Origin of the sequence: Anaerovibrio lipolyticus (assembly GCF_021531495.1) — a bacterium.
Lineage (GTDB): Bacteria > Bacillota > Negativicutes > Selenomonadales > Selenomonadaceae > Anaerovibrio.
In genome coordinates, this window is the sequence record NZ_JADYTY010000030.1 from 1 (window position 1) to 24,921 (window position 24,921).

A 24,921-nucleotide genomic window follows, 5' to 3' on the forward strand; every position below is an offset into this window, starting at 1 on the left:
CAGATTACTTTATAAGGCAAAAATATGGCAGCGAGTGTGGATAACTCGCTGCCATATTTGTCTACGGTCTGAAAATCCCTGCTAAATGCAGGAATTTTTTTGCAAAATTAATATAAATTTAAACTAAAGTCCCTATGCCACTGCCTTCATTCAGGAGCAGCATCTCACATAATCCCCACAATATGCTGCACAATCAGCGATACAACCGCTACCGCAATCCAGCAGCACAGCCCCAGGAAAATCGGGCGCACGCCGTTCTTCACCAATGACATGAGGTTTGTGTTCAAGCCAATGGCAGCCATGGACCAGACGATGCAGAACTTGCCGAAATCCCCCAGCCCTTTGCTCACCTCTGCCGGCAGGATGCCGCTGGTATTGACAATGGAAGCCACCACAAACCACAGAATGAAGAAAGGAAAAATCCGCTTTAAATCAAAGCCCTGCCCCTCTGCCTTGGCCTTTCTGGCCGTCAGCATGGCAAAGAACAGGCACACTGGCACAATCATCAGAGCGCGGGTCAGCTTGACGATGGTGGCATAGCTGCCAGCCGCCTCGCTGTAGGAATAGCCTGCCGCCACCACCGAGGAAGTATCATTGATAGCCGTACCAGCCCACATGCCAAAGCCGAAATCCGACATGCCAATCACATGCCCCAGGAAGGGGAAAATAAACACCGCCAGCACATTGAACAGGAAAATCGTGGAGATGGAAAACACAATATCTTTATCCTTTGCCCCGATAACAGGTGCCAGCGCCGCGATGGCAGAGCCGCCGCAGATGGAAGTGCCTGCCCCGATCAGCGTCTTGGTGTCCTCAGGCATTTTCAGCAGCCTGCCTACCCACCATGCCACGGCAAAGGAAGTCAGCAGGGTAAAAATCATCACATACAGGGACTGGGACCCCACTTCCAGCACATTAAACAAATTCATCTCGAAGCCCAGCAGGATAATGGAATACTGCAAAATCTTCTTGCCCGTAAAATTAATCCCCGCGTTGAAGGACTCACCACGCGGAATAAAGGCGCAGATAATGCCCAGCAGAATACCAAAAACCGGGCCGCCGATAATCGGATACAGCTTCCCCAGATAAGCAGCAGGTACTGCCAGCACCAATGCGTACAAAATACCTTTCCAAAGACCTTTCATCTCAACATGCCTCCCATGCACTATTGCCCTGACCATACAAGGCTCATTGACTTACTCTCAATGCGCATCATTACTATGGTTACATTGTATCCTTTTTCTTTATATATGTAAAATACTATGATATAATGATTTTAATATGTATTTACTTATGGATAATCATATAAAATCAGATAATCGAATACTTAGATAATTGCATAAAAGGAGGCAAGCAGTATGACACTGCGCCATTTTCAAATCTTCATCTCTGTCTGCGATGAGCAGGGCATGACACAGGCAGCCCAAAAGCTGCACATCTCCCAGCCCTCCATCAGCCAGGCGGTAAAAGAGCTGGAGGAGCATTATCAGGTCAGGCTCTTTGAACGGCTGGGCAAAAAGCTCTTTCTGACGCCTGCCGGGCAGGAACTGCTACACTACGCCCGGCACATCATATCCCTGTCTGCCCAGACCGAGAAAACCCTGCGCAGCTTTTCCCTGGCCGCCCCCATCCGGCTGGGCGCTACCCTCTCCATCGGGGAAAGCATTTTTATCGACATCATCACCAGGCTGAAAAAAGCCATGCCGGAGCAGGAAGTTTATTCCCATGTCCACAACACCGCCGCCCTGGAAGATGCCCTGCTGCGAGACGAGCTGGATGCCGCCCTGGTGGAGGGCAGCATCACCTCTGCCTACCTTACCCAGATTCCCTTTCTTGAGGATGAGCTAATCTTCATTATCTCTCCTGCCCTGCTTCCCCCGGAGGGCTTTACCAGGGAGCAGCTAACAGAACTGCCCTTTATCCTGCGGGAAAAAGGCAGCGGCACCCGCAACCTCTTTGAGCATGTCATGAACCAGCACCACCTGCAATGCCACGTCACCGGTTCCTACAATAACACAGAAAGCATCAGGCAGGCGGTAGCTGCCGGGCTGGGCATCAGCGCAATTTCCAGCCGCCTGGTAGCAAAGGAACTGCAGGAGGGCAAGCTGGCATCCTTCACCATCCCCGGCATCACCTTCCGCCGCAGCTTCCGCATCGTCTACCACAAGAACAAATACCTGACAGCAGGCCTGAAAACTTTTATTGACCTGTGCAAATCCTACATATAACCTGCAAAAAAATGACCGGCGGCATAATGCAAAAGCTATTACACGTCGGTCATTTTTGTATGATATTATGGAGAAAACACTTAGGTGTATTGATTATCTATGCTTATCTATGCTTATTTATGCAGGGCGCAGCAGGAACATCCCGCCTTTGCTGTACTCTCAGCCTCACCGGCACTATGGCCATTGCTGCAGCCGCTGCAGCCGCAGCAGTCATGACCGCCGGTACGGAGATTATTGAACACATGGCGTCCTGCCAGAAACAGCAGCACCAGAATAAGCAAACCGATTACATAAGTAGCCATAAGGCAGACCTCCTGACAATCAAACTCAGAATCCTAACAAACTGCCCACCTGATATACCAGCAGGGACACAACCCACGCCAGCACAAACATGTACACAGCCGCAAAAATCATCCATTTCCAGCTGCCAGCTTCCTTCTTGATCGTGCCCAGGGCAGTAACGCAAGGGGTATACAGCTGGGAGAACACCATGAAGGCAAGGGCGGAAAGGGGCGTAAAGGCACTGCCCATGCCGGTCTGCAGCATTGCCTCGGCAGTCTCAATGGCATCCTCCGCCTCAGCAGATACATCAGGCAATCCATAAAGAATACCGATAGTGGACACCACTGACTCCTTAGCCAGGATGCCGGAAATCGCTGCTGCACCGGCCTCCCATGTGCCAAAGCCGTGGAAGGTGAACAGGGCACCTACAGCGGCACCGATAGAAGCCAGGAAGCTTTCGCTCATATCCTCCACCATTCCCTCGCCGTTAAAGGCCCCCAGGAACCAGATGATAACGCAGCCCAGGAAGATAATCGTACCGGCCTTGACCAGATAGCCTTTGCCCTTGTCCCAGGTTTCCAGCAGCACCGTCTTCATATCCGGCATACGGTACGGAGGCAGCTCCAAAAGGAAGGTGGAATTGTCATCCTTGAAGGTAGTATGAGAAAGCAGCTTGGTGGACACAATGGCCATCACCACGCCTACCACATACATGGCAAATACCACGTTGGCTGCATTATCCGGGAAGAACATAGCTGCAAACAAGGCCATTATAGGCAGCTTGGCGCCACATGTCAAGAAAGGTGCTGCCATGATGGACAGCATGCGGTCCTTCTCAGAATCCAAAGCCCTGGCACCCATGATAGAAGGCACGCCACAGCCAAAGCCCATCATCAGCGGCATGACCCCCTTGCCGGTCAGGCCTGCCCGGCGCATAATCGGATCCATTACGAAGGCAACCCTGGCCATGTAGCCAGTGCCATCCAAAAAGCTCAGGCAGAAGAACAGAATAAAAATCAGCGGTACAAAGACGATAACAGAACCGACACCGCCCACAATGCCATCCAGCACCAGGGACTGCATCCAGTCAGCCACCTCCATGGACTCCAAGGCACCAGACACCGCATCTGTCACATCACCGGCAATAAACTCATCCAGGGCATCTGCAATCGGCTGGCCGATCCACTCAAAGGTAATCTGGAAAACAGCGTACATGATCGCAAGGAATGCCGGAATAGCCAGCACGCCATTGGCAAGCACCTTGTCAATCTTTTCAGAGGTGCTAGTGCCCACATGGGAGAACTCTACAGCTTCCTGCAAAATACTGTCAATAAACTCATAGCGAAGCTCTATAAGCCTTGCCTGACGCTCCTTCTCATCCTGCACCTCCGCCTCAATCTCATGCACTCTGGCAATATGGGCTTTCAGCTGCGGGCTGGCACCATAGCCTTCCATGGAGATAGATGTAAACACGTTCAGCATGTTTTTCAGGCTTTTGCCATCACGGGCAATGGTCAGCAGCACCGGGTAGCCAAGATATGCTTCCAGCTTCTTCACATCAATCTTGATGCCCCGCTTTTCCGCCTCATCCTGCATGTTCAGGTCAATAATCAGGGGAATCCCCTGCTCCAGAAGCTGCAAGGTAAGGTAGAGATTGCGCTCTATATTGGAGGAATCCACCACATCCACCACCAGATCCGTATGGGTGGTCAGCAGGTAATCAATAACGATTTTTTCCTCCGGGGAACGGGCATTGATGCTGTAGGTTCCCGGCAAATCCACAATCATGATATCCTTGTCATTGTGGCGGACATAACCTACCTTTTTATCCACAGTAACGCCAGGCCAGTTGCCGATTTTCTGCCTGGCTCCTGTCAGCTCATTAAAAATCGTCGACTTGCCGGTATTAGGATTGCCGGTAAGTGCTACCGATAAGCTTGCACTCATAATCTAAAAACTCCTTTCTGATGAAACGACACGCCACTCCATTCAAATCAGCCAGACAAATCAGACCTGGCTCACCTGTATATTGGCGGCATCCTTGCGGCGGATTGCCAGATGATAGGAACGCAGCCCTATGGCCATCGGATCCCCCAAAGGTGCGGAACGCAGTACGCTTATCTTGGTTCCCGGCAGCAGTCCCATGGTCATCAAGCGTTCCTTGAGGCCTGATTCTGCAATACTGTCAACCCGCAGCACCATGCCGGTCTTGCCGTCCTTCAATGTCATATTTATCCCTCCAATGATAATGATAAATTATTGCATAATATAATAATAACAATTCTCAAAAGCACATTTAATATGATAATATCGGGAGTTTGACACTTCAAAACGAAAAAAACACCTTTCAACCCTTGTAAATTATGCCGTCTCGCTGTCAAATTTTTCGTTTTAATATATAGTATTTTATAGTATTATGTGATATAATAAGACGAGGAGGCGATTGGCATGAAAGTAACTACATCAAAATCAAAAAATTCCGAGTCTTTTTACATCGCCAAAAGTTTTATAAATGACAAGGGAGTCAGCACTTCCGTTAATATACGAAAACTTGGAACCCTCAAGGAACTTATCAAAGAACATGGTCCTACGCGTGATGACGTCATGGCTTGGGCACGTGCAGAAGCAAAGCTGGAAACAATGAAGGATAAGGCTGAGAACGAAGCTAAAAAAGTAAAAATTACGTTCAATACCGATGCTAAAATCAAGTATGATCGGCAGGCTTTCCACCGTGGAGGTTATTTATTTCTGCAATCAATGTATTATGCACTGCATATTGATAAAATCTGCCGAAAGCTTAAAGACAAATATAAATTTGAATATGACATCAATTCAATTCTGTCTGATATGCTCTATGCCCGTATATTAGAACCTTCCAGCAAGCGTTCTTCATACAACATTGCCAATGAATTTCTTGAAAAACCTTCATACAGCCTGCACGATGTATACCGCGCATTAAGTGTCCTTGGAGACGAATGTGACTTTATACAATCAGAAGTTTATAAAAACAGCCGTTTTCTTGGCTCCCGTAACGACAAGATATTATATTACGACTGCACTAATTATTATTTTGAAATATCCCAGGAAGATGGATGTAAGAAATATGGGAAAAGCAAAGAACACCGGCCAAACCCTATAGTGCAAATGGGGATGTTCATGGATGGAGACGGCATTCCGCTTGCCTTTTCACTTTTTCCTGAAAATTCGAATGAACAAACCTCTGTAAAACCTTTGGAAGAAAAAATTCTGTCCCAGTTCGGTTGCCAAAAGTTTATTTATTGCAGCGATGCAGGACTGGGAGCGGAGAGAATTCGCGAATATAATCACATGGGAAAACGTGCCTTCATCGTTACGCAGTCCATAAAAAAATTAAAAGCAGAAGAACGGGCATGGGCACTAAACAAATGCGGTTTTAAAAATCTATATGATGATATGAGCACAGATATTTCCAATCTTCCTTATGACGATAAGGGGATTTACTATAAGGAAATTCCATACACGCCCAGAGAGCTGCATCAGAGGCTTATTGTTGTATATTCACCCAAATATGCAAGTTATCAGAAAACAATAAGAGGGAAGCAGATAGCAGTTACCAATGATGGTGAAATAGCAAATATCCATGATCTTCTCGATAATGAAAAAATAGAGAATGAAGCTCTTTTTGACGGATTATATGCTGTCTCTACCGACCTTCTTGATGATAAGGTAAGCGATATAATACATGTAAGCGAAGGCCGCTGGGAGATTGAGGAGTGTTTTCGAATAATGAAAACTGATTTTGAAGCACGTCCTGTATTTTTGCAAAAGGAAATCAGAATAAAAGCTCATTTTCTTACTTGTTTTCTGGCTTTAATCTTATACAGATGCATTGAACAGAAGATGAGTAAGAGATATACATGCACAGAAATTCTTGGAACTATACGAAATATGAATTTTGCAACAGTTCAGGAGCAGGGATACATTCCAATATATAAAAGAACTGCTATAACCGATAAACTTCATCAGATTTTTGGATTTAATACCGATTTTCAGTTTATGACAAAGCAAGAAATGAGGAATATCCAGAAAAAAAGTAAGGAAAGATAAAAATACTATAATTCTTTACGTAACAAAAATGTCTCGCAAGCCGCATAAATACTGGCTTACGAGACATTTTTTAGTTCAACAACTGTCAAAGATGGGATAGTATATCACAAACAACCGCAAATGTAAAAGGCAAAAAGCATAAAACTAAAAGGCAGAAAACCGCCTTACTGCCCGTTATAAATACTCAGGCAGATATAAGCCGGATATCCCGCAAAACTCAGGTATTCCTGCTGCCCAAGATGGAAGCTGTCACCAGCTTTTGGGCACCTGCCCAGACCGTACAAGCCCTCAAAACGTTCCAAAGGCGAATCACAATTCAGTACCGCTCGATCAAGAAATTTGCTGCTGCCCGGAAACAGGAAAATCCTGTCCACGGTGCTGGAGGACCTGTCAAAGGTCACCAGCCAGCCCTCGTTCCGATAATACCAGGCATAGCTTTCTACACCGCACAATTCCTTGGTGGCAGCTTCCTCCAGATACTCCGCCGGAGCCCCATAGAGGTACAAAAGCTGCATCATTGGCATATCCAGGGACACGCCTCCGACAGACTCGGCGTGCACCTTTTCCGCCTGCTCCGGCACCACCTTCAGCCTGCCATCCAAAAGCAGCCAGCTATCCGCCCCGTCCCTGTGATACTCCACAGTCATCTCCCGGGAACCGCGCTTTTCCATTACCGTCAGCACGGCAGAGCCATCAGCAGCATTTCCCTCCCAGTCCCGAATCCCCATAATCCTGAAGCTATTGATGCCATCCTGGCCACCAAAAATATGCATCTGGCGATGGCCTGCCTCATCCACCCAGACACCTGCGATGCAGGGAATGAACTCCTGCACCTGCCTGTCCCCCGAATACTCCGCAAAAGCAGTATGGGCACACAAACCTGCCAGCAGCAATAGCATGGCAAAAATTCTTCTTATTTCCCTACGCATTTACATCATCCTTTCCCGCAACAATCATTGTGGCAATCCATCCTGCTGCTATTGCGGCAGCTGATTCACCCCAGCACCCAGGTGACAAAGTAAATAGACAGCGGAATAGTCACGCAGCCGATACCGATAATATCAATATACACGCCGGTACTGAGCATCTTTGTAATAGGAATGTAGCCTGTTGCATACACAATGGCATTAGGCGGCGTGGAAACCGGCAGCATAAAGCCCAGAGAGGCTGACAGGGCTATGCCCACTGCCACAGGAATCGGACTGAGTCCTGCCGACACAGCCACTGTAATGGCCAGTGGCCCAATCATATTGGTTGCCGCCGTATGAGAAGTCAGCTCGGAAAGCAGCAGTGCCATTACGGAGAACACAGCCACAATCGTCACCTGGGACACGCTGCCTCCCATGCTGCCCACGATTAAATCACCAATCCAGGCAGACAACCCTGTCTTGTACATCATGGAGCCCATAGCCAGACCGCCACCGAACAAAATCAAGGTTCCCCACTCAATGCCTTCCTTTGCCTCCTCCCAGCGGATAGTAAAACGCCGCTCGGAAAAATTAATCGGCATCAAGAACAGCAACAAGGCACCGCCCATGGCGGCAATCGCCTCCGGGAACAGTCTGTTATACATTTTCAGCACAGGGTCCCCCGGCGTCAGCGCCATGCTGAGAAAGCCCGGCATCACCCAAAGGACAACTGCCACCGCAAAGCAAATCAGGGTATTCTTCTGAGCCCTGGTCCAGCTGCCCAGCTCTGCAATCCTGCCAGCAATAAATTCCTCTGCCCCCTCGATGCGCTCCACATCCGCAGGAAACAGCCTGGTCAGCACCACATAGGCAATGGAAAAATACACCACCATGGCAATAAAGCCCCATTCCATCCACTGAAAGAAGGAAATATGCACATCCACCATCTGGTCAAGAAAGCCCAGCATAATCAGGTTTGGTGGCGTGCCGATAGGTGTAAGGACACCGCCGATAGATGCACTATACGCCGTCATCAGCATAAGCCCCGTGGCATATTTGTACTCCGACAGGTCAATCTCCTTGCCATTAGCAGCCAGCATATCCTTGATGGCGGACAGCAGCCCCAGGCAGATAGGCAGCATCATGGCAGCCGTTGCCGTGTTGCTCACCCAGCCGGAGCAGAGGGCTGCCGCCATGCCGATGGCAAGAAAAATCCTCCTTGGATTGGAGCCCACCCACTTCCTGGACAAAATCCAGTAGGAAAAACGCTTATCAAGGCCGTGGAGCATCATGGCCTTGGCAAGAATAAAGCCACCCATAAAGAGGAAGATCATGGGATTGGCAAAGGCGGCAAAGGCGGCATCCGCCTTTACTACACCTGTCATGACCGCCAATGTCGGTCCCAAAAGGGATGTTACCGGGATAGGCACCGGCTCCGTGATCCACCACAGTGCCACCAGCACCATAATTGACAGCAGCTTGTGCGCTTCCAATGTCAGGGCGTCAATAGGCATCATAAAAATCAGCAATGCCAAAAGCGGCGCACCAAAAAGCCCCACCGTTCTCCTCTTTCTGTCAAAAGACTGCTCCGCCCTCTTGATGGCAAGAGCGTCCTGTCCCAGCTTGCGCATGAGAACCACCTCCTCACACATTTCATAATGGCATATTATCCAATAGTTCCCGAGCAATCAATATCAAGCGCTACTATTTATTATACGCATTTCTATAATAACAATTACAAGTAATAATGTAAATAATTTGACCAAAAATAGTATTTTGGTACCTAAAAAAATACCGCAGGAAAGCCAAGCTCTCCTGCGGCAACGCTGCACCCACAAATGCTATTATCTTTGGTGCTGGATGATGGCGTAACCCGTGTTTTTATCAATACGGAGGGAGATGGGCATAGGATAAGCAAGGAATTGGCCAATCTGATAGATTATATCTCTACTGGCGAAGTGACGGATGATTACACCCGGCAATTGGATGAGGAAGTTCGGGAACTCAGGAATGACACTGGAAAGGGAGTGAGCTACATGACTTACATGCAGACTATGATGGAAGAACGAGCAATGGGCTTTGATGAAGGTACTATTTATGGTCGCGAGCAAACCACGAAGGATTTTGCAATAAAGATGCTGAAAGCGAATAAGCCATACGATGAAATATCTGAATTCACCGCTCTTACTATAGAACAGATAAGTGAATTGGCTGCTTCCATACATCCAAAGGAGATGCACTTATTATGAATTCATTGGAAAAACTCAGCGGCTTCGTGTCCAAGTACATGGCTGTATTTGTTATCGTAGTCGCAGCAATCGCCCTGTTTGAGCCTGCCAGCTTCAAGTGGTCGGCATCCTACATTACCATCCTGCTGGGTGTGGTAATGTTCGGCATGGCTGCTGGCTACCGCCTTCGGGCTGCCTGCTGACCTGGCAGCCGGTGTCATTCTGGTTGGTACCTGCCCTGGCGGCACTTCCTCCAACGTCATGACCTATCTGGCCAAGGGCGATGTAGCATTGTCCGTTTCCATGACCATGACAACCACCATTTTGGCTCCTATCGTTACGCCGCTCCTGACCTGGTGGCTGGCAGGGGCATGGATTGAGATTTCCCTGTCCGCCATGATGCTGTCCATCCTGAAGATGGTAGTAGCACCTATTGTGCTGGGTATTATCCTCAACACCCTTTTCCGCAGCACTGTTGAGAAGGTTGTAAAGGTTCTGCCTCTAGTATCTGTTGTATCCATCGTGCTGATTGTAGGCGGCGTAGTAGCTGTCAGCTCCCAGCGCATTCTGGAGACCGGTGCTTTGATTATGGTAGTCGTTATGCTCCATAACCTGCTGGGCTATTCCTGCGGCTTTGCCATCGGCAAGCTTCTGAAGATGGATATTGCCAAGGCCAAGGCTGTTTCCATTGAGGTTGGCATGCAGAACAGCGGCCTTGCTACTTCCCTTGCCATGCTCCACTTCGGTGCAGCTGCGGCAATCCCTGGGGCTATCTTCAGCGTATGGCACAACATTTCCGGCTCCCTGGCTGCCAACTACCTTGCAGCCCGCATGAACAAGGAAACCTTGCTGGAAGATGACAGCGAGGATGCCGACAGCGATGTTGCCATTGCCACCAAATAAAAAGCTATTTGACAAAAACTTAGCATAATTAGCAAAAAATAAAAATGCCATCAGCAATAGGCGCAATTGCCGCCCTTCGATGATGGCATTTTCTATTGGCAAAAAACTTTCCCTCTGTTATTTATGTTTAGTGATGATATTTTTGCTGGCATTTTTTATCTTAATGTGGCAGAAGACTCCCTGCCTCTATAGGCGGGAGATGAATGCCACGTCCGCCGAATTTACGCTAGTAATTGAGGTGGACAACAGAACATAGTAGTGATATAATAGTAAGTGACAGGAGGTGAACGATGTGTTACAGCAAAAAGGCTATCAGTATCGAATATATCCCACTAAACAACAGCAACAGCTAATCAATCAGACACTGGGATGCGTCAGGTTTGTGTATAACAGGTTTTTGAATATCCGTAAAGAAGCATGGACAAATTCCAAAACAAGTGTGACTTACAAGCAGACTAGCAAAATGCTGACCGAGTTAAAATGTGAGCCGGACTATGTATGGCTGAAAGCAGTAGATAGTACCTCTTTGCAGCAGGCATTAAAAGATTTGGACAAAGGCTTCAAAAACTTTTTTGCCCAAAAATCAGGCTATCCGAGATATAAATCAAAGCACAATCATTGCCTCAGCTATCGTTCCCAGTGTGTTAATAACAATATTGCAATCACGAATGGCAAGCTAAAGCTTCCCAAAATTGGCTTAGTAAAAATAAAACTTTCCAGGAATTTCACAGGCAGAATTTTGAATGTCACTGTGTCACGCAAGGCCACAGGCAAGTATTTTGTTTCCCTGTGTGTTGAGGAAGAAGTAGAAATTTTTCCTAATAATGGCGGAGAAATAGGCATAGATGTGGGAATTAAGGATTTCTACTCCGATTCTAATGGTGATGTTGCTGCTAATCCGAAAACATTGAAGAAATACAGCAAAAAACTGGCAAGGGAGCAGCGGAAGCTTTCACGTAAAGCAAAAGGCAGTAATAATCGCAATAAGCAGAGAATCATCGTTGCCAGGATACACGAAAAGATAGCAAATATCCGCAAGGACTATCTGAACAAAGTCTCCACTAAACTGGTCAAGGAAAACCAACTGATCGGTATAGAGGACTTGCAGGTCAGGAATATGCTGAAAAACCATCAACTGGCACAAGCCATTTCTGATGTATCATGGTCGGAGTTTTTCAGGATGCTTGAATACAAGGCAGTGCCGCATGGCTGCAGAGTGGTAAGGGTTCCTAGATTCTACCCAAGTTCTCAAAAATGCTGTAAATGCGGCTATCAGAACAAGAACACAAAAAATCTTGCTATTCGTGCATGGGATTGTCCTGTATGCGGGCACCACCACGATAGAGATGTGAATGCAGCCAGGAATATTCTGGCTAAAGCAAAAGAAATAATATCTGCATAAGCTTCAAAACATAAAAAATACCGTAGGAACTACGGAAATTAACGCCCACGGAGAGTGTGTAAGTCCTTTTGCCAAGGCAGAAGGCTGTTCTCGTAGAAGTGGGAATCTCCCTCCTCAAACGCTAAGCGTTAGGAGGGAGTAGTTCAAATCATTTTGCATTATTTTTGCCAATTCAGATATAATTTCATAAAACAATACACCATTTTCAACGCCACTTGCACAAAACTTTTTCCAACAAAAATACCCGATGCAATAACTGTACACAAAGCACAGCCACTGCATCAGGCATACAAGTTCCGCAACAATACTAAAAGACCTTACGCAGAAATATCCACATTAGCTCCACGATACTTATTGTCTGCATCAGATTCCTTCATATCCTTCTGATAAGGATTGTCTTCATTATAATACCTAATCTGGGTATTAGTTTCGCCCCCGGAGATATAGGTGCGGCCACATTCAGGGCAAATCGCCGTCTTGAGCTGCACGGAAGCCCTGACAACCTCGCCATTGCCCTTTTCCGCCTTCTGATAGGCGTTGGACACATGCTCCTGCTCATGCCCCATCACCACTGCCGCAGCAGACTCAGGAGCTATATGGCCAGCAGCCTTGAAGGAAACCATCTCATCGGAGCCATCCCGGTATTTGCGGTTCTTGCATGTCTCGCATTCCTCCGGCGTGGAATTGCGCCCATTCAGCTTTTTCTTCGCTTCCTCCGGAGAAAGAGAGCCATCTCTTTCCTGCTCCTGACCATTTACCCCATAGGCATTGTCAGACGCCTTGTTCAGCCAATCCCAGGCACTACCGCCCTGGGCACCAAAAATGCCACTTACTGCCATGATTTCACCTCCTGCTCCTATCCTGCGCAAAATCGCCCCCTGGCTACTTTGCTACTTTGCTACTTTGCTACTTTGCTACTTTGCTGCATTGCAGACTCGCTGCCTTGCTGCGCTGCAAACGATTCTGTAACTGATAATTAGCTGATAATTAACTGATAACATTATACTAAAAAATTTGCCTGACGGCAACTATGGCAATTGAACCTGCTCCTGATAATTCCCCAGCATCCTGCTGATGGTTTCCTGCATCTCCTGACGGAAATCCGCCGGCTCCATTACCTCCAGAAATTCCGCCTGGCTGAGAAACCACATCTTGGCTCCCCTGGTATACACCTCCGCCAGCAGGCTGCACTCCCCTATGCGGTCAAGGCGGAAGGCTATCGGCGTACTTTCCTCCACCTGCGCCAAAAGATAAAAGTACATCTCCGAAAACATGATTCCCAAAGGCTTTACCTTGATACTCTCATAGGCTCTTGCACCAACCCTCTTGTACTCCAGCAGCACATATCTCTGCTGCTGCTTCGCCTCGCTGAGCTGCCACAGCAAATCCTTGACGGTGTGGGCATTTTCCGTCTGCTTGTACAGGAACAGCTCATTTTTCAAAAGGCTCCTGATATGCTTCTATCTGTTTTTCCCTCTGAAAACTGAGTATCATTTGTAGCCATATCCTCACCTCAATAAACCTTTGCCTTTTCTAAAAGAGCGCACTTGGGGCAAAGCCATTTGTACTCCCTGCGGCCGGAAAAACTTGAGACTGCCACACGCCTGATATTTTCCCTGCTATCGCACCTGGCACACTTCTTTTCGCCAAACAGCATCTCAGCCATATCCTTCAGCATATCTATCCCTCCCAAAAATAATTATCACCAATCTTAAAAAGAATTATTCATAAAATAAACTAACCAGACCTAATGTTACTTTATGCTCATTTTAGCAAATTCCTTATAAAACAATACGTTTTCATAATGATTATAACAAAATGATTTATAATATACTATCCCCAAAAGGGGGTGGTTGATTGCATTTATCAAGACTTTATGATCTGCGTGAGGATAACGACCTGAAGCAGCGAGAGCTGGCTGCTCTTTTAAACTGCTCACAGGTCTGTTATTCCTACTACGAACTGGGCAGGCGGGGTATCACTTAGTTAAAGATACCACATCAATCCCACGCTGACTTTTGCTCAACCGATACAGCCGGAGGGCTGGATAACAAGAAAAGGCGGTATGCGCCCCGTGGAGGGGGAGCATACCGCCTTTTCTTGTGGGGGTTTCCAAAGGGGGCAACGCCCCCATTTGGCACACGACTTTGCGAAGCAAAGTGTAGTGTGTTATACGCTCTGTCGGCGTTGCTGTGAAAATGCCGTTGCCGCCGGGGAGGGCAAGGGCATTTGAAGCGGCAGGAAAACAGGGCTGTGCTTGTGTGGCGTGGAGCCGCAAGCGCAGGTCTGGTTTCATCAGCAGACAGGGCGTATATGAAAGCCCCCGTCCCTCGTCCTACGCTCCGACTTGTGGACAAAGTGTCCCGAAGTTGTGGCCACACTCCCGGAAAAGTAGCAGGACAGCGGGCAACCGTCAAGGCTGAAATGAACGGGGTTACACCCGGCCTTGACCGCCGCCCGCCGCCCCGCTGGATGGGTGGACAAGGCGGCCAATCCCTCAAAGTGCTTGGCCGCGCTCTTTCTGATTTTGAGGTATTCAGTTTTTCAAAATTGAATAATCAAAATAAATTTTTTCGATTGAAAAAATTTTATTTGTTATCATCTTCAATGCCATATTTTTTCTTTTGCCGAATCACATAATTACTGATTTTTTCATCATATAGTGGATACTGGTAATCCAACTGGCATGCCACTTCTGACGAAACCTCCCGGAACAATGCCATACATTGTTCAAAGGATTCCCACATATGGGGATAGGAATCCATATTATAAGTAGACATAAGTCGTTCCCACAATTCCTCTGGGACATATTGCTTCATAAATTTATAGTTTTTTCCCAAACTGAAATGAAATCCCTGTTTGATACCAATCAGCCAGGAAATCATGCGAAGCAATTCTTTTCGTACTATATCATTCATATGGTCAATAGCAAAAAGAATTTCTTTGCGGCATAAGCCCTTTACTACATATGTTGTAGTATTCCAAAATTCATTACAGCAATCGTCAAACATTCTTTGAGTAGGCTTCTGCAAGTGGTAGTCTATATCCGTTGGTATTGGCGGCTTTACGATACGGTTGTCTTTATCCAACAGTAACTTTACCAGTTTATCCCATGTAAAATACTCGTCTATCAGTTCCAGCGGCAGCAAAGTTAAATCTATCTTAACATCATCAGTAAACAGCATTAAATATGAAAATCCCTTTTCTACAGCTGGAAATAATTCCATATCTTCCGGCTTTTGCAGAATCAACCTTTCACCAAATATATCTAGCCATTTATCATCACTTGTGAAGCTGTCCATATCCGTAACAAAAAAAGTAATATCAAAATCCTGAAAATCATCAGGCGGAATATTTGTATTTGTTCTAGATCCTTCCAAAGTAACCATGCGAATGCGTTTGTCTGTTTTTGCAAAATTCAAAACAATATCATAAACTTCCTTTTCTGATCTCATTTTTATCTCCTCCAATTATTGAAATAGGTGTGAAGCCATTTTAGGGCTTTCCCGCCTTGATTACCCTTTAGCAAAGACGGGCGGGACTGTCAACGGCGGCGCATGAAATGCGCCGTTCATCTTGACCGTTGACTGGCTCGGCTGGCTTTGCTATTTTCTCGATGAAAAACAATTTATTCGTATTTATTTCCATCATTGTCATAGTAAGCCACATGAATGGAATACTCTTTTTCTGGGTTTTTAATTGAGATAATATCCATATCATCTGTGTTGTATCTCAATGTATCTTGCACTTGTCCATTTATTGTATAAGTGATTTCAGCATACTCTGTTTTAGCACCATTAAACCAAATTAAATCATACCATTCTCCGTTTATTGCAACGCCACCGACAATAATCTCATCACTATTTCGGTTTGTTGATGTACTAAATTTGTAGTCTCCATTTCCTGTTGGTTCAAAGATAGCAAGTGTAGATTTATTATCTGTACTGTATGCTCCACTCACGATATAACCGCCAAGTTCCAGTTCTTTTGCGATAGTCCATTCATTCCCTTTTGAAATTGCGGTGTTCAATATGCTTTCTCTGCTGGTAATGGTATCTCCTTTGGGAGTTAAACTAAAGAAATATAAAAAAGCGGCAGCAACGCAAATAACAGTCGCTGAAATTATCAGTAACCACTTTTTCATAACCAATACCTCCATATAATCTGATTTATTATTCTCTTACTTGCGTCCCCGCTGCGGCTTTGGATTTTTCAGCAAATCCGATTTCTGTGCAATCTTTTTCAACCACTTCTTTTCTTCCTCTGACAGTTTCCCATAGTTCAGCTTGAGCCGCTTACAGATAAATGCCATAGCCGCCTGCTCCGGGTCGCTGTCCTCTCTGGTGGTTTCCTCTGCGGTCTGCAAAAAATCTTCCAGAGGATTGTCCTCCGGGACGCTGAAAAAATCGTCCTTGTGGGCTTCCCGCAGGTCGAAGGCTATCTTGTTTATGTCCTGCTGTATCACATAGCGGCAAAAGCTGTCATCGTCAATATGGGCGGCGATAAGCTGTCGCAGCTGTGGGTCAGTCAAGCCGGGATTGTGTTGTTTCATAATCGTTGCACTCACAGCGTCCACAATGGCGTTTGCGCTCTGCACCTGCTTTCCCGCTACGCCGTTCACATAGATTTCAAGGTCGGCCATGAGCCGGGGAAAATCCGGGTGGGTCGCCAGTTCACACAAGAGGGAATTGTCCACCCGCCCGCTTTTCAATAGTTCAATCATATCGTCGCTCAAACGCAGGTCTGCAAGATCGGCGTTTGGGTGATTTTTTGTTTGGGAACGGCCCAGCAGATAATCAACAGTCACTTCGTAAAACTTTGCTAACTCAATAAGGGCATGGTGGCTGATGTCTTTGAACTTGTCCCCCTCATAACTGCCCAAAGCAGACTTGGAGAGATGGGTCTGCTCCGCAAGTTGTTCCAATGTCAGCCCACGCTCCACACGCAGGTCTTTTAGCCGTTCCTGTATGGATAACTCCATGCTCTCCCTCCTTGTCTGCCCGATAAATTAGGATTTGTATGCCTTCTTTGAAAAAATCTAATGAAGTAATGCGGTTCTGGTTGTAATTCTTTCTTTTACTTTCAAAACTGTATCTTTAACGGACAGGTTTGTTGTGTCTATAACATTCACTTCGTATGTTTCAAGATCATGGAATTGCCCCCACATTACCTCAACTAATTCAATGTTAGTCTTCCTGTCTAATTTTGAGCGGTTAATCGCTCTTCTCATGGTCTCTTCTTTATTAGCTCTCAAAACGATATAGTGTACTTCATAACCCTCTTGCACAATTTTTAACCACGGCTTTAAAAACCACGGGCCGATAATACCGTCTACAATTACATCGTATCCACCACGGGCAAAACGCTTTGCTGATTCTAAAAAAGCCTCTATTACAATCAAGTTTTGTTCGTTTGATTCCGGTAAATGGGGAGGAATTGCTCCCTTTCTAAGATAATGATAAAAATCGTCGGTATGCATATACACAGATTTTTCCATATCAGATTCTTCAGCAATGATTGCTGATACTGTGCTTTTTCCTGTTCCAGGTGCTCCGGCGACTATAACAATTCTTCCTTTTTCCATTTATTTATCCCCTCAAATTCCAATTTGTCACTCTGTACTTATTATTTTACCACAATTCCGAGAGCGTGGAAATAGCCTGTTTCTTAAGCCGATTTCCCACCTTTCGGATATACGGAACGGGCGGTCATTTAGGTGTAGACTTAGGGTAGTTCATCGATGGACAGCACCTTGAAAACAGAATGACCGTCCGAAAAGGGATACCCCGGCTGGGGAAGCACCGCAAGGAGCCGGACTTCGGGACAAAATGTCCCGAAGTATGGGGAGCGTGCCAACGCCGGAACACGCCGCAGGAATGGGGCAGGAAACCTTTTCGGGGGAACGGCAACGGAAAGCAAAATGGAGGGAACGCATGAGAGATAACCCCTATAAAGACTTGCCGCCGCTGGAACGCAGGCCGGACGGTTCCCTTTACCGCATGACACCGGCGCAGAGGAAACAGGCGGCCAGCCTGATACGCCGGGAGTGCTGTTGCTGTGAGGACGGCAACTGCATTGTCCTTGACGATGGGGACACCTGCACCTGCCCGCAGATGGTTTCTTTCTCAGTCTGCTGTAAGTGGTTCCGCTGGGCGGTCTTGCCGCTGGACGGGACGCTGGAAGCGGAAATTTTCCGGGATAAGGACTTGAAACGCTGTGCGGTCTGCGGCGGTGTGTTCGTCCCTAAATCCAACCGGGCAAAATACTGCCCCGGCTGCGCCGCCAGAGTTCACAGGCGGCAGAAAACCGAAAGTGAACGGAAAAGGAGGTCTGCTGTGGACAGTTAGGAGCGAAAAAAGCCTTGATTTATCAGGCTTTGGAAGCCCCAAACCGGGGCAGGCGGTATAAAGTATCGCCCGCCCCGGAAAACGGCCTTCTAACCGTCCACAAAACGCACTATGACAAATACCATCTATATCCACCAGCCGGAAAAGGCGTTCAGCTTCACCCGGCTCCCGAATTTTCTCTTTGAAGCCCCCACATTCAAGGCCCTGTCTAACGAGGCAAAGGTTCTGTACGCCTTTATCCTGCGCCGGACAGAGTTATCCCGCAAGAATGGGTGGGCGGATGACTGCGGACGGATTTTCCTGTATTACCCCATCTGCGAGGTGGTTGACCTGCTCCATTGTGGGCGGCAGAAAGCGGTGAATACCCTGCGGGAACTGCAATACGCCGGACTGGTGGAGATCCAGAAGCAGGGCTGTGGAAAACCCAACCGCATTTTCCCAAAATCCTATGAAGCGGTTCCAAACACCGACTTCAAGAAATCCCGTTCTGGTACGCCGGAGGACTAAAAACCGTACCTTTGAAGTACGGAAATCAATCTTGAGAAGTACGAAAACCAGACAGTATATAGAAATACAAAGATTAAAATGATTTATTTATATCCATTCCATTCCTATCGTATCAGAGATAATTCTGGCGGGATTTTCCCTGTGGAAAACCCCGGATAGGAAAGGAATGGGGAAAGGAGTAGAATGGCACAACACGCAATTTTGCGGTTTGAGAAGCACAAGGGCAACCCGGCAAGGCCGCTGGAAGCCCATCACGAAAGACAGAAAGAACAATACGCCAGTAACCCCGACATTGACACAAGCCGGAGCAAATACAACTTCCATATCGTCAAGCCGGAGGGACGCTATTACCACTTCATTCAGAGCCGTATCGAGCAGGCCGGATGCCGGACAAGGAAAGACAGTACACGGTTTGTCGATACGCTGATAACCGCCAGCCCGGAGTTTTTCAAGGGGAAATCCCCAAAGGAGATACAGGCGTTCTTCCAAAGGGCGGCAGATTTCCTCATTAGCCGGGTGGGACGGGAAAATATCGTGTCGGCGGTGGTACACATGGACGAGAAAACACCCCACCTGCATTTGACCTTTGTTCCGCTGACAAAGGACAACCGCCTGTGTGCAAAGGAGATTATCGGCAACCGGGCAAACCTGACGAAGTGGCAGGACGATTTTCACGCCTATATGGTGGAGAAATATCCTGACTTGGAGCGTGGGGAAAGTGCCAGCAAGACAGGCCGGAAGCATATCCCCACCCGGATTTTCAAACAGGCGGTTTCCCTCTCCAAACAGGCCAGAGCCATTGAAGCCGCCCTTGACGGCATTAACCCGCTGAACACCGGAAAGAAAAAAGAGGAAGCCCTCTCCATGCTGAAAAAGTGGTTCCCGCAGATGGAGAACTTCTCCGGGCAATTGAAAAAGTACAAGGTCACAATCAATGACCTGCTGGAAGAAAACAAAAAGCTGGAAGCAAGGGCAAAGGCCAGTGAAAAAGGCAAGATGAAAGACCGCATGGAACGGGCAACGCTGGAAAGCGAATTACACAATCTCCGCAATTTCGTTGACCGTATCCCGCCGGAAGTGCTGGCGCAGGTGAAACGGCAACAACGGTACACGACAAAGGACAGGTGATAGTATAAGCAGAAATTTTCGCCGCTTCTGTGCGGCATTGTACCTTGAAAACTGAATATGGAGGACACTGGATGGCAAAAAGCGAAAGCGATATTTTTACACCCCGGACAGGGCAGGTCATACAAGCAGAGAACGGCACGCAGTATTTTGTATGTGGGAACAACCGTATAAAAATCTCCGAACACTTCGCCGCAGGCGGGAAGCCCCTCGGTGATCTGATTGTAGATGTGGTGCGGCATACCGCAGAAAAAGCCGCTTCAACCTGATAGCCCATCATTGATAACACGCCCACGCTTATGATATAATTGCCATAGAGCAAAAGTATTGTAAGCGTGGGTTGTTTCTTTAGAAGGAGGATTTTTAACGGTGAAACAACCTTACAATACTACGATTTACAACACGGCGCTTTATATGAGATTGAGCCGGGACGATGAAAACTATGGTGACAGCGTAAGCATTGAAACACAGCGGACAATCCTGCAACAGTACGCAAAGGAACAGGGACTTCATGTAGTCGGTGAGTATGTGGACGATGGCTGGTCGGGGACGAACTTTGAACGCCCGGATTTTCAGCGCATGATGGACGATGTGGAAGCCGGAAAAGTAAACTGCATTGTCACGAAAGACCTTTCCCGTTTCGGGCGGGAACATGTGATGATGGACTACTATCTGGAATTTCTGTTCCCGGAAAAACGGGTGCGCTATATCGCCGTTGCGGAGAATGAGGACACAGAGAAAGGGCTTTCCGATTTTGTCCCGTTCAAAAACCTGTTCAATGAATGGTTTGCGAAAGATACAAGCCGCAAGGTAAAGGCCGCTTTCAAAGCGAAGTTTGCCACAGGACAGCGTATCGGTGCCTATGCTCCCATCGGGTACAGGAAGCACCCGGAAATCAAAAACAAGCTGATAATCGACGAGGAAACCCGCTGGATAGTGGAGAAGATTTTTGACCTTGCCATTCATGGCAGAGGGGCAGCCAGTATCACAAGAATACTGATTACGGAAAAGGTTCCCACGCCGGGATTTATCAACTTCCAGCGTGACGGGACTTTTGCAAACATCTATGCGGGTGCGCCGGAGGAAAAAAGTTACGCATGGACGATAGCCCAGGTCAAGAGCATTATGAAAGATGAAACCTATATCGGCCATACCATCCACTACCGGGAAACGAACATTTCCTTTAAGAACAAGCGGAGGGTACGCAAGCCCCAAAGTGAATGGGTGCGGGTGGAGAATACGCAGGAGCCGATTATCAGCGAGCAGGTTTTCCGGCAGGTACAGGAACAGATAGCAAACCGCCGCAGGAAGTGCAAGGATGGTACAACGCAGATTTTTTCCGGATTGGTAAAATGTGCGGATTGCGGCTGGTCGCTGTCCTATGGGGAGAACAGGCAGAACAGCAAGCCTTACGGCCATTATCATTGTAGCAAGTACGGACAGGGCACACGCCAATGCTCCATGCACTATATCCGCTATGATGTGCTTTACGCCTATGTCCTCTCCCGTCTGCAATACTGGTCGGGGCTGGTACAGCATGATGAAGAACGGCTCTTGAAGCGGCTGTTAAACGCCAATGACAAGGGACAGGCCGCCGCAAGAAAGAAGCAAGCCGCAGAGTTGAACAAAGCGGAGAAGCGGAAAGCCGAAGTCGATACCCTGTTTGCCCGGATGTATGAGGACTGGGCGGCGGGGCGTATCACGGAATACAACTTCTCTATGCTGTCCGGGAAGTACCAAAGCGAACAGGCTGAACTGGACGAAAAGATTGAGCGGCTTCAATCCGCTATCGCCACTGAAAGCCAGAACGCCGCAGACGCAGAAAAATGGATTGCCTTGATGAAAGAGTGCGTCAATCCAACAGAACTGACCGCTGAACTTTTGAATACGCTGATTGAAAAAATCGTTGTCCATGAAGCGGTCAAAGGTGAGGACGGAAGCCGGGAACAGGAGGTAGAAATCTTCTATCGCTTTATCGGCAAAATTGATTAAATGACACCAATATCTTTAACTATGTGATACCGGGAAATCCCACTGGCACTTCTGATGAAGCTGGCTGACTTCTACAAAACCAGCGTGGACTATCTACTCTACCGCACTGACAATCCGGCTCCATACGAACCATCAGAAAAATATCCCCTGATGTGTGAGATAAGCAAGTAAGGTACAGTCATTAAAACATCAAACATCAAATCTCACATCTCAAGCATTGCACTTAAAACTCATTTACCTCACCCATGCCGCAGCATATTGGCAGTATGCTGCGGCATTTTCCTTTGGAGCAATTTTATTATACCAAATCACTACCCTAAAATATGTCCTTCTAAAAAATAATTGCTGTAAAATACCATCTTTGCAGACAGCATTTCACAGCAACTACATCATCAACAGCAATATATCTGTTCAATATCGCAATATCGCAATATCTAAATATCATAACATTTCAACATCACAATATTTCAGCATCTTCATCATTCAATCATTCAAGCAGAAAGTCATTATATCCGTTCAATCATTCATCCATTCATTTTCTTCGCCACATATTCCAGCAGGATATGGCCGCTCTTCCTGTTGGTAGCCAGCGGAATGTTGTGCACATCGCACAGGCGCAGCAGGGCGTTGATATCCGGCTCATGAGGCTGGGAGGTCAGAGGGTCCCGCAGGAAAATCACAAAATCCACCTTCTCTACCGCAATCAGGGCACCAATCTTCTGGTCACCGCCCAAAGGGCCTGACATCATGGTCTCCACATTCAGTCCATACTTTTCATTAATCAGCGTTCCCGTGGTCCGTGTTGCCACCAGATGAAAATTTTTCAGCAAATCCTTGTGGTGACCAACGAACTCCAGCATCTCATCCTTCTTCTTGTCATGGGCAATCAAAGCTATCGTCTGCATACATTTTCCTCCTTTGCACACTCGTCAGCAGAACTTTCCTCTAAGTTATTTTCTAACGGACTTATCTATTCTTCTACCGAAACAGCTTATCAATTATTTTTTTAGTCTCTTCATCACACTCATCCTCATCCTCTTCTTCATCATTCTCACCAAACTCCATCTCCCAATCATCATCCTCAAGATCTTCAAAATCCGGATACTGTTCCACCTTTCCCTTGCTCTTAACTACACAAGTTTTGCATTTCCCAGACTCTTCCTGAATTTTCTGGACATTAATTACAAACATCCAATCATCCCCAAAGTCATAGTGCAAGGAAAATTTTTGTTTTTCTTTTAAGCCCAGCTTGTCAATTTTGATCTCTGCTGACCGCCCGTCCATCTTCGTAGATGACTGATAGCTGTCCCTGCTGTACATTTTATTGTCCATGCAAAATTCGTAGAGATGGTCATCCGTAAAATCAAAACTATCAAGTATTGCCTTGCAAAGGCCATTTAAAGTTGCACTTCCCGATATTTTAATCACCCTGTACGCTTCCCTGCCCAGACCTTTAGGATAAAATATAATATCTGTGTGCATAATTTTTATGAAACTTGCCTGCAAAAAATCACCTGTAAATAGATTATAATCCATCTACAGGTGATTGCCATACTAAAAATGGATTATAATCCATTTTTTCATTATCATCTCATGCAATACATTGTATTATTTTCCCCAAGAACAGCTACAGCCTTCTTTCAAATGTTCTATGGCATCCTGTATCATAAGTTCCTCTCTGTCTGTTATATAGAACTCATAATCCTGCTCATTACCGATATAAGCCTCCGGCCTGCCTGTAATCATGCCATCCCTGTCACCATAGGAATCGGCCTCATATTTGCTCAATGCCCTCATCTGCCCCAGCATTGCTTCCAAATCTTCCTTCAATGCTTCATTGATATGCAGGACAATCTTCTTGCATTCTGCCTTATCCCAGGACTTAGCCAAATCCCCCTTTTCGATACTTGTGGCAATTTTATAAAGCGGTTTATGCATACCAATCTGAGCATAGCCACATACCATGACACGCAGATCCACCAGGGCATCCTGCAAGCTATACACAATATCTATCAGCTCCGCCTTGGACAGCTTCTCCAAACTCTCATAAGAAAACTTCTCCACAATAAAGTCCTGCTCACTCTGCTCTTTCATGAATATTCCTCCCATGCACATTTATACTAGCAGCTATCATATATCTGCAAGTATATTTTACAGCGATACACGGACAAAATACGTCTTCATAATTGGAAATTCAAGTTTATCGTTGTGCTTGCTCGTTACTTCGTGCATATACTGATGATGTAGTTTGATATTTCGTGGACTCTGTTCAGACATTATAAAAGGACAGGTAGCGGCAGTACCCATAGAAAACTCGCTCTCGCTCTTAGCACAGCCTCGCGCTTCTAAGCTCCTGCGTCGCTTACGCTCGCACTCGCTAAGAAGCGAGGCTGCACTCAAGGTTTTCTTTGGGTACATGCCGCACCTGTCCTTCTTTTTGTCTGAACAGATACAACAGAATAATCCAATATTTGTTGTGCTATCTTATAGCACGGCTGCTTTTTTGCCAATAGCTGCAACCTGCTCAACTGTCATTTGTGCAACCTTGGCGATAGTGTTGATGTTGACATTTTCCTTTAACATACCAACAATCATATTTTGCTCCTTTTCGGCAGCCCCCTGGCTGATACCATCTGCCAAAGCTGCCGCCCTGATATTATCTCTTTCAATATTCCAAATCTTTTCTTGGTCAAATAAGGTAAGCATGATATCCTCAACCTCCTTCTCTCTTTCACTCAAGTATTCTGTCAGCAGATTTCTATCGCGGCAAATCCTGATAATTTCTTTTGCCGCTGTTAAGGTCCTGCCATGCAGGGCAACCTGTTCATTGAATACCCTGCGGCGGATTGTATAATTAAGTTGAACACTTAAAAATCCATAGCGAACCCTTGTGGTAAAATGTAGTTGCACAAA

At 46.7% G+C, this 24,921-nt stretch carries 28 protein-coding genes and 1 pseudogene; 12 read left to right on the top strand and 17 right to left on the bottom strand.

Going from position 1 to position 24,921, the window contains the following annotated elements; translation table 11 throughout:
• Positions 1-164 precede the first annotated feature (164 nt).
• Positions 165-1,145, bottom strand: coding sequence for a YeiH family protein (locus I6E26_RS09180; protein WP_235321584.1), 981 nt, complete (start codon positions 1,143-1,145; stop codon positions 165-167).
• A gap of 213 nt (positions 1,146-1,358) precedes the next feature.
• On the opposite strand from I6E26_RS09180, the gene I6E26_RS09185 reads away from it, so the two are divergent.
• Positions 1,359-2,228, top strand: coding sequence for a LysR family transcriptional regulator (locus tag I6E26_RS09185; RefSeq protein WP_235321585.1), 870 nt, complete (start codon positions 1,359-1,361; stop codon positions 2,226-2,228).
• 113 nt (positions 2,229-2,341) lie between these two features.
• Here I6E26_RS09185 and I6E26_RS09190 read toward each other — a convergent pair whose 3' ends face one another.
• Genes I6E26_RS09190 through I6E26_RS09200 form a run of 3 tightly spaced genes read right to left on the bottom strand, consistent with a single transcriptional unit; the run spans position 2,342 to position 4,739 of the window.
• The gene (locus I6E26_RS09190; protein ID WP_235321586.1) at positions 2,342-2,530 is read right to left on the bottom strand and encodes a FeoB-associated Cys-rich membrane protein; all 189 of its coding nucleotides are present in this window, start codon (positions 2,528-2,530) and stop codon (positions 2,342-2,344) included.
• 25 nt (positions 2,531-2,555) lie between these two features.
• Complete coding sequence (feoB, locus tag I6E26_RS09195) at positions 2,556-4,457, bottom strand: ferrous iron transport protein B (RefSeq protein WP_235321587.1); 1,902 nt, start codon at positions 4,455-4,457, stop codon at positions 2,556-2,558.
• 60 nt (positions 4,458-4,517) lie between these two features.
• Positions 4,518-4,739, bottom strand: coding sequence for a FeoA family protein (locus I6E26_RS09200; protein WP_235321588.1), 222 nt, complete (start codon positions 4,737-4,739; stop codon positions 4,518-4,520).
• A 219-nt stretch (positions 4,740-4,958) separates the two neighbouring features.
• On the opposite strand from I6E26_RS09200, the gene I6E26_RS09205 reads away from it, so the two are divergent.
• Positions 4,959-6,596, top strand: a complete 1,638-nt coding sequence (locus I6E26_RS09205) for an IS1634 family transposase (protein ID WP_235321589.1) — start codon at positions 4,959-4,961, stop codon at positions 6,594-6,596.
• A 164-nt stretch (positions 6,597-6,760) separates the two neighbouring features.
• Here I6E26_RS09205 and I6E26_RS09210 read toward each other — a convergent pair whose 3' ends face one another.
• A complete protein-coding gene (locus I6E26_RS09210) occupies positions 6,761-7,525 on the bottom strand; it encodes a hypothetical protein (RefSeq protein WP_235321590.1) in 765 nt (254 codons plus the stop codon).
• Positions 7,526-7,590: 65 nt separating this feature from the next.
• Positions 7,591-9,135 carry an SLC13 family permease gene (locus tag I6E26_RS09215; RefSeq protein WP_235321591.1) on the bottom strand — a complete coding sequence of 515 codons (1,545 nt, stop codon included), beginning with the start codon at positions 9,133-9,135 and terminating at the stop codon, positions 7,591-7,593.
• A gap of 207 nt (positions 9,136-9,342) precedes the next feature.
• Here I6E26_RS09215 and I6E26_RS09220 point away from each other — a divergent pair, with 207 nt between their 5' ends.
• From I6E26_RS09220 to tnpB, 3 genes and pseudogenes are all read left to right on the top strand, one after another.
• Positions 9,343-9,753, top strand: a complete 411-nt coding sequence (locus I6E26_RS09220; protein ID WP_235321592.1) for a hypothetical protein — start codon at positions 9,343-9,345, stop codon at positions 9,751-9,753.
• Positions 9,750-10,635 (top strand): annotated as a pseudogene (locus I6E26_RS09225) (bile acid:sodium symporter family protein). Before I6E26_RS09220 ends, I6E26_RS09225 begins: the two are co-directional and overlap by 4 nt.
• A 292-nt stretch (positions 10,636-10,927) precedes the next feature.
• Positions 10,928-12,037, top strand: a complete 1,110-nt coding sequence (tnpB, locus tag I6E26_RS09230) for an IS200/IS605 family element RNA-guided endonuclease TnpB (protein ID WP_235321593.1) — start codon at positions 10,928-10,930, stop codon at positions 12,035-12,037.
• Positions 12,038-12,354: 317 nt separating this feature from the next.
• On the opposite strand, the gene I6E26_RS09235 is transcribed toward tnpB, so the two are convergent.
• From I6E26_RS09235 to I6E26_RS09245, 3 genes are all read right to left on the bottom strand, one after another.
• Positions 12,355-12,876 (bottom strand): hypothetical protein, encoded by a 522-nt coding sequence (locus tag I6E26_RS09235; protein WP_235321594.1) that lies wholly within the window; start codon positions 12,874-12,876, stop codon positions 12,355-12,357.
• Between the two features lie 189 nt (positions 12,877-13,065).
• Positions 13,066-13,479 carry a WYL domain-containing protein gene (locus I6E26_RS09240; protein ID WP_235321595.1) on the bottom strand — a complete coding sequence of 138 codons (414 nt, stop codon included), beginning with the start codon at positions 13,477-13,479 and terminating at the stop codon, positions 13,066-13,068.
• 71 nt (positions 13,480-13,550) lie between these two features.
• On the bottom strand, positions 13,551-13,715 hold the full coding sequence (locus I6E26_RS09245; protein ID WP_154407985.1) for a hypothetical protein: 165 nt from the start codon (positions 13,713-13,715) through the stop codon (positions 13,551-13,553).
• 179 nt (positions 13,716-13,894) lie between these two features.
• On the opposite strand from I6E26_RS09245, the gene I6E26_RS09250 reads away from it, so the two are divergent.
• Entirely contained in the window at positions 13,895-14,023 is a 129-nt protein-coding gene (locus I6E26_RS09250) for a helix-turn-helix domain-containing protein (RefSeq protein WP_235321596.1), read from the top strand.
• Between the two features lie 243 nt (positions 14,024-14,266).
• Positions 14,267-14,677: a hypothetical protein gene (locus tag I6E26_RS09255; RefSeq protein ID WP_235321597.1), complete on the top strand. Its 411-nt coding sequence runs from the start codon at positions 14,267-14,269 to the stop codon at positions 14,675-14,677.
• Here the strand turns inward: I6E26_RS09255 and I6E26_RS09260 are convergent.
• The 4 genes from I6E26_RS09260 to I6E26_RS09275 all read right to left on the bottom strand — a co-directional run bounded on the left by I6E26_RS09260 (position 14,626) and on the right by I6E26_RS09275 (position 17,621).
• Entirely contained in the window at positions 14,626-15,492 is an 867-nt protein-coding gene (locus tag I6E26_RS09260) for an aminoglycoside 6-adenylyltransferase AadE (protein ID WP_001255868.1), read from the bottom strand. The two genes, I6E26_RS09255 and I6E26_RS09260, sit on opposite strands and share 52 nt — an antisense overlap.
• 173 nt (positions 15,493-15,665) lie before the next feature.
• Positions 15,666-16,181 (bottom strand): hypothetical protein, encoded by a 516-nt coding sequence (locus I6E26_RS09265; protein ID WP_015573183.1) that lies wholly within the window; start codon positions 16,179-16,181, stop codon positions 15,666-15,668.
• Positions 16,182-16,217: 36 nt separating this feature from the next.
• Positions 16,218-17,018, bottom strand: a complete 801-nt coding sequence (locus I6E26_RS09270) for a helix-turn-helix domain-containing protein (RefSeq protein ID WP_202690766.1) — start codon at positions 17,016-17,018, stop codon at positions 16,218-16,220.
• 57 nt (positions 17,019-17,075) lie between these two features.
• Positions 17,076-17,621, bottom strand: a complete 546-nt coding sequence (locus tag I6E26_RS09275; RefSeq protein ID WP_235321598.1) for an AAA family ATPase — start codon at positions 17,619-17,621, stop codon at positions 17,076-17,078.
• A 349-nt stretch (positions 17,622-17,970) separates the two neighbouring features.
• Here I6E26_RS09275 and I6E26_RS09280 point away from each other — a divergent pair, with 349 nt between their 5' ends.
• The 5 genes from I6E26_RS09280 (at position 17,971) to I6E26_RS09300 (ending at position 22,008) form a co-directional block, all read left to right on the top strand.
• Positions 17,971-18,384, top strand: coding sequence for a cysteine-rich VLP domain-containing protein (locus tag I6E26_RS09280; RefSeq protein ID WP_195993415.1), 414 nt, complete (start codon positions 17,971-17,973; stop codon positions 18,382-18,384).
• Between the two features lie 111 nt (positions 18,385-18,495).
• Positions 18,496-18,891, top strand: coding sequence for a replication initiator protein A (locus I6E26_RS09285; protein WP_195993416.1), 396 nt, complete (start codon positions 18,496-18,498; stop codon positions 18,889-18,891).
• Between the two features lie 183 nt (positions 18,892-19,074).
• The gene (gene mobV, locus I6E26_RS09290) at positions 19,075-20,019 is read left to right on the top strand and encodes a MobV family relaxase (RefSeq protein ID WP_235321599.1); all 945 of its coding nucleotides are present in this window, start codon (positions 19,075-19,077) and stop codon (positions 20,017-20,019) included.
• Positions 20,020-20,090: 71 nt separating this feature from the next.
• Positions 20,091-20,285: a hypothetical protein gene (locus tag I6E26_RS09295; RefSeq protein WP_002334813.1), complete on the top strand. Its 195-nt coding sequence runs from the start codon at positions 20,091-20,093 to the stop codon at positions 20,283-20,285.
• Between the two features lie 100 nt (positions 20,286-20,385).
• Positions 20,386-22,008: a DUF4368 domain-containing protein gene (locus tag I6E26_RS09300; protein WP_442862515.1), complete on the top strand. Its 1,623-nt coding sequence runs from the start codon at positions 20,386-20,388 to the stop codon at positions 22,006-22,008.
• Between the two features lie 524 nt (positions 22,009-22,532).
• Here I6E26_RS09300 and I6E26_RS09305 read toward each other — a convergent pair.
• From I6E26_RS09305 to I6E26_RS09320, 4 genes are all read right to left on the bottom strand, one after another.
• Positions 22,533-22,913 carry a methylglyoxal synthase gene (locus I6E26_RS09305; protein ID WP_235321600.1) on the bottom strand — a complete coding sequence of 127 codons (381 nt, stop codon included), beginning with the start codon at positions 22,911-22,913 and terminating at the stop codon, positions 22,533-22,535.
• Positions 22,914-22,986: 73 nt separating this feature from the next.
• A complete protein-coding gene (locus tag I6E26_RS09310) occupies positions 22,987-23,544 on the bottom strand; it encodes a plasmid pRiA4b ORF-3 family protein (RefSeq protein ID WP_235321601.1) in 558 nt (185 codons plus the stop codon).
• Positions 23,545-23,616: 72 nt separating this feature from the next.
• A complete protein-coding gene (locus I6E26_RS09315; protein WP_235321602.1) occupies positions 23,617-24,102 on the bottom strand; it encodes a hypothetical protein in 486 nt (161 codons plus the stop codon).
• Between the two features lie 390 nt (positions 24,103-24,492).
• The coding region (locus tag I6E26_RS09320) for a hypothetical protein (RefSeq protein WP_235321603.1) at positions 24,493-24,921 on the bottom strand (429 nt) is incomplete at its 5' end.

Bases quoted from the DNA above. Each gene is read 5' to 3' on its own strand.
- I6E26_RS09180 (WP_235321584.1), bottom strand. From the start codon at position 1,145: ATGAAAGGTCTTTGGAAAGGTATTTTGTACGCATTGGTGCTGGCAGTA.
- I6E26_RS09185 (WP_235321585.1), top strand. From the start codon at position 1,359: ATGACACTGCGCCATTTTCAAATCTTCATCTCTGTCTGCGATGAGCAG.
- I6E26_RS09190 (WP_235321586.1), bottom strand. From the start codon at position 2,530: ATGGCTACTTATGTAATCGGTTTGCTTATTCTGGTGCTGCTGTTTCTG.
- feoB (WP_235321587.1), bottom strand. From the start codon at position 4,457: ATGAGTGCAAGCTTATCGGTAGCACTTACCGGCAATCCTAATACCGGC.
- I6E26_RS09200 (WP_235321588.1), bottom strand. From the start codon at position 4,739: ATGACATTGAAGGACGGCAAGACCGGCATGGTGCTGCGGGTTGACAGT.
- I6E26_RS09205 (WP_235321589.1), top strand. From the start codon at position 4,959: ATGAAAGTAACTACATCAAAATCAAAAAATTCCGAGTCTTTTTACATC.
- I6E26_RS09210 (WP_235321590.1), bottom strand. From the start codon at position 7,525: ATGCGTAGGGAAATAAGAAGAATTTTTGCCATGCTATTGCTGCTGGCA.
- I6E26_RS09215 (WP_235321591.1), bottom strand. From the start codon at position 9,135: ATGCGCAAGCTGGGACAGGACGCTCTTGCCATCAAGAGGGCGGAGCAG.
- I6E26_RS09220 (WP_235321592.1), top strand. From the start codon at position 9,343: ATGCTATTATCTTTGGTGCTGGATGATGGCGTAACCCGTGTTTTTATC.
- I6E26_RS09235 (WP_235321594.1), bottom strand. From the start codon at position 12,876: ATGGCAGTAAGTGGCATTTTTGGTGCCCAGGGCGGTAGTGCCTGGGAT.
- I6E26_RS09245 (WP_154407985.1), bottom strand. From the start codon at position 13,715: ATGCTGAAGGATATGGCTGAGATGCTGTTTGGCGAAAAGAAGTGTGCC.
- I6E26_RS09260 (WP_001255868.1), bottom strand. From the start codon at position 15,492: ATGAGATCAGAAAAGGAAGTTTATGATATTGTTTTGAATTTTGCAAAA.
- I6E26_RS09265 (WP_015573183.1), bottom strand. From the start codon at position 16,181: ATGAAAAAGTGGTTACTGATAATTTCAGCGACTGTTATTTGCGTTGCT.
- I6E26_RS09270 (WP_202690766.1), bottom strand. From the start codon at position 17,018: ATGGAGTTATCCATACAGGAACGGCTAAAAGACCTGCGTGTGGAGCGT.
- I6E26_RS09275 (WP_235321598.1), bottom strand. From the start codon at position 17,621: ATGGAAAAAGGAAGAATTGTTATAGTCGCCGGAGCACCTGGAACAGGA.
- I6E26_RS09280 (WP_195993415.1), top strand. From the start codon at position 17,971: ATGAGAGATAACCCCTATAAAGACTTGCCGCCGCTGGAACGCAGGCCG.
- I6E26_RS09285 (WP_195993416.1), top strand. From the start codon at position 18,496: ATGACAAATACCATCTATATCCACCAGCCGGAAAAGGCGTTCAGCTTC.
- mobV (WP_235321599.1), top strand. From the start codon at position 19,075: ATGGCACAACACGCAATTTTGCGGTTTGAGAAGCACAAGGGCAACCCG.
- I6E26_RS09295 (WP_002334813.1), top strand. From the start codon at position 20,091: ATGGCAAAAAGCGAAAGCGATATTTTTACACCCCGGACAGGGCAGGTC.
- I6E26_RS09305 (WP_235321600.1), bottom strand. From the start codon at position 22,913: ATGCAGACGATAGCTTTGATTGCCCATGACAAGAAGAAGGATGAGATG.
- I6E26_RS09310 (WP_235321601.1), bottom strand. From the start codon at position 23,544: ATGGATTATAATCTATTTACAGGTGATTTTTTGCAGGCAAGTTTCATA.
- I6E26_RS09315 (WP_235321602.1), bottom strand. From the start codon at position 24,102: ATGAAAGAGCAGAGTGAGCAGGACTTTATTGTGGAGAAGTTTTCTTAT.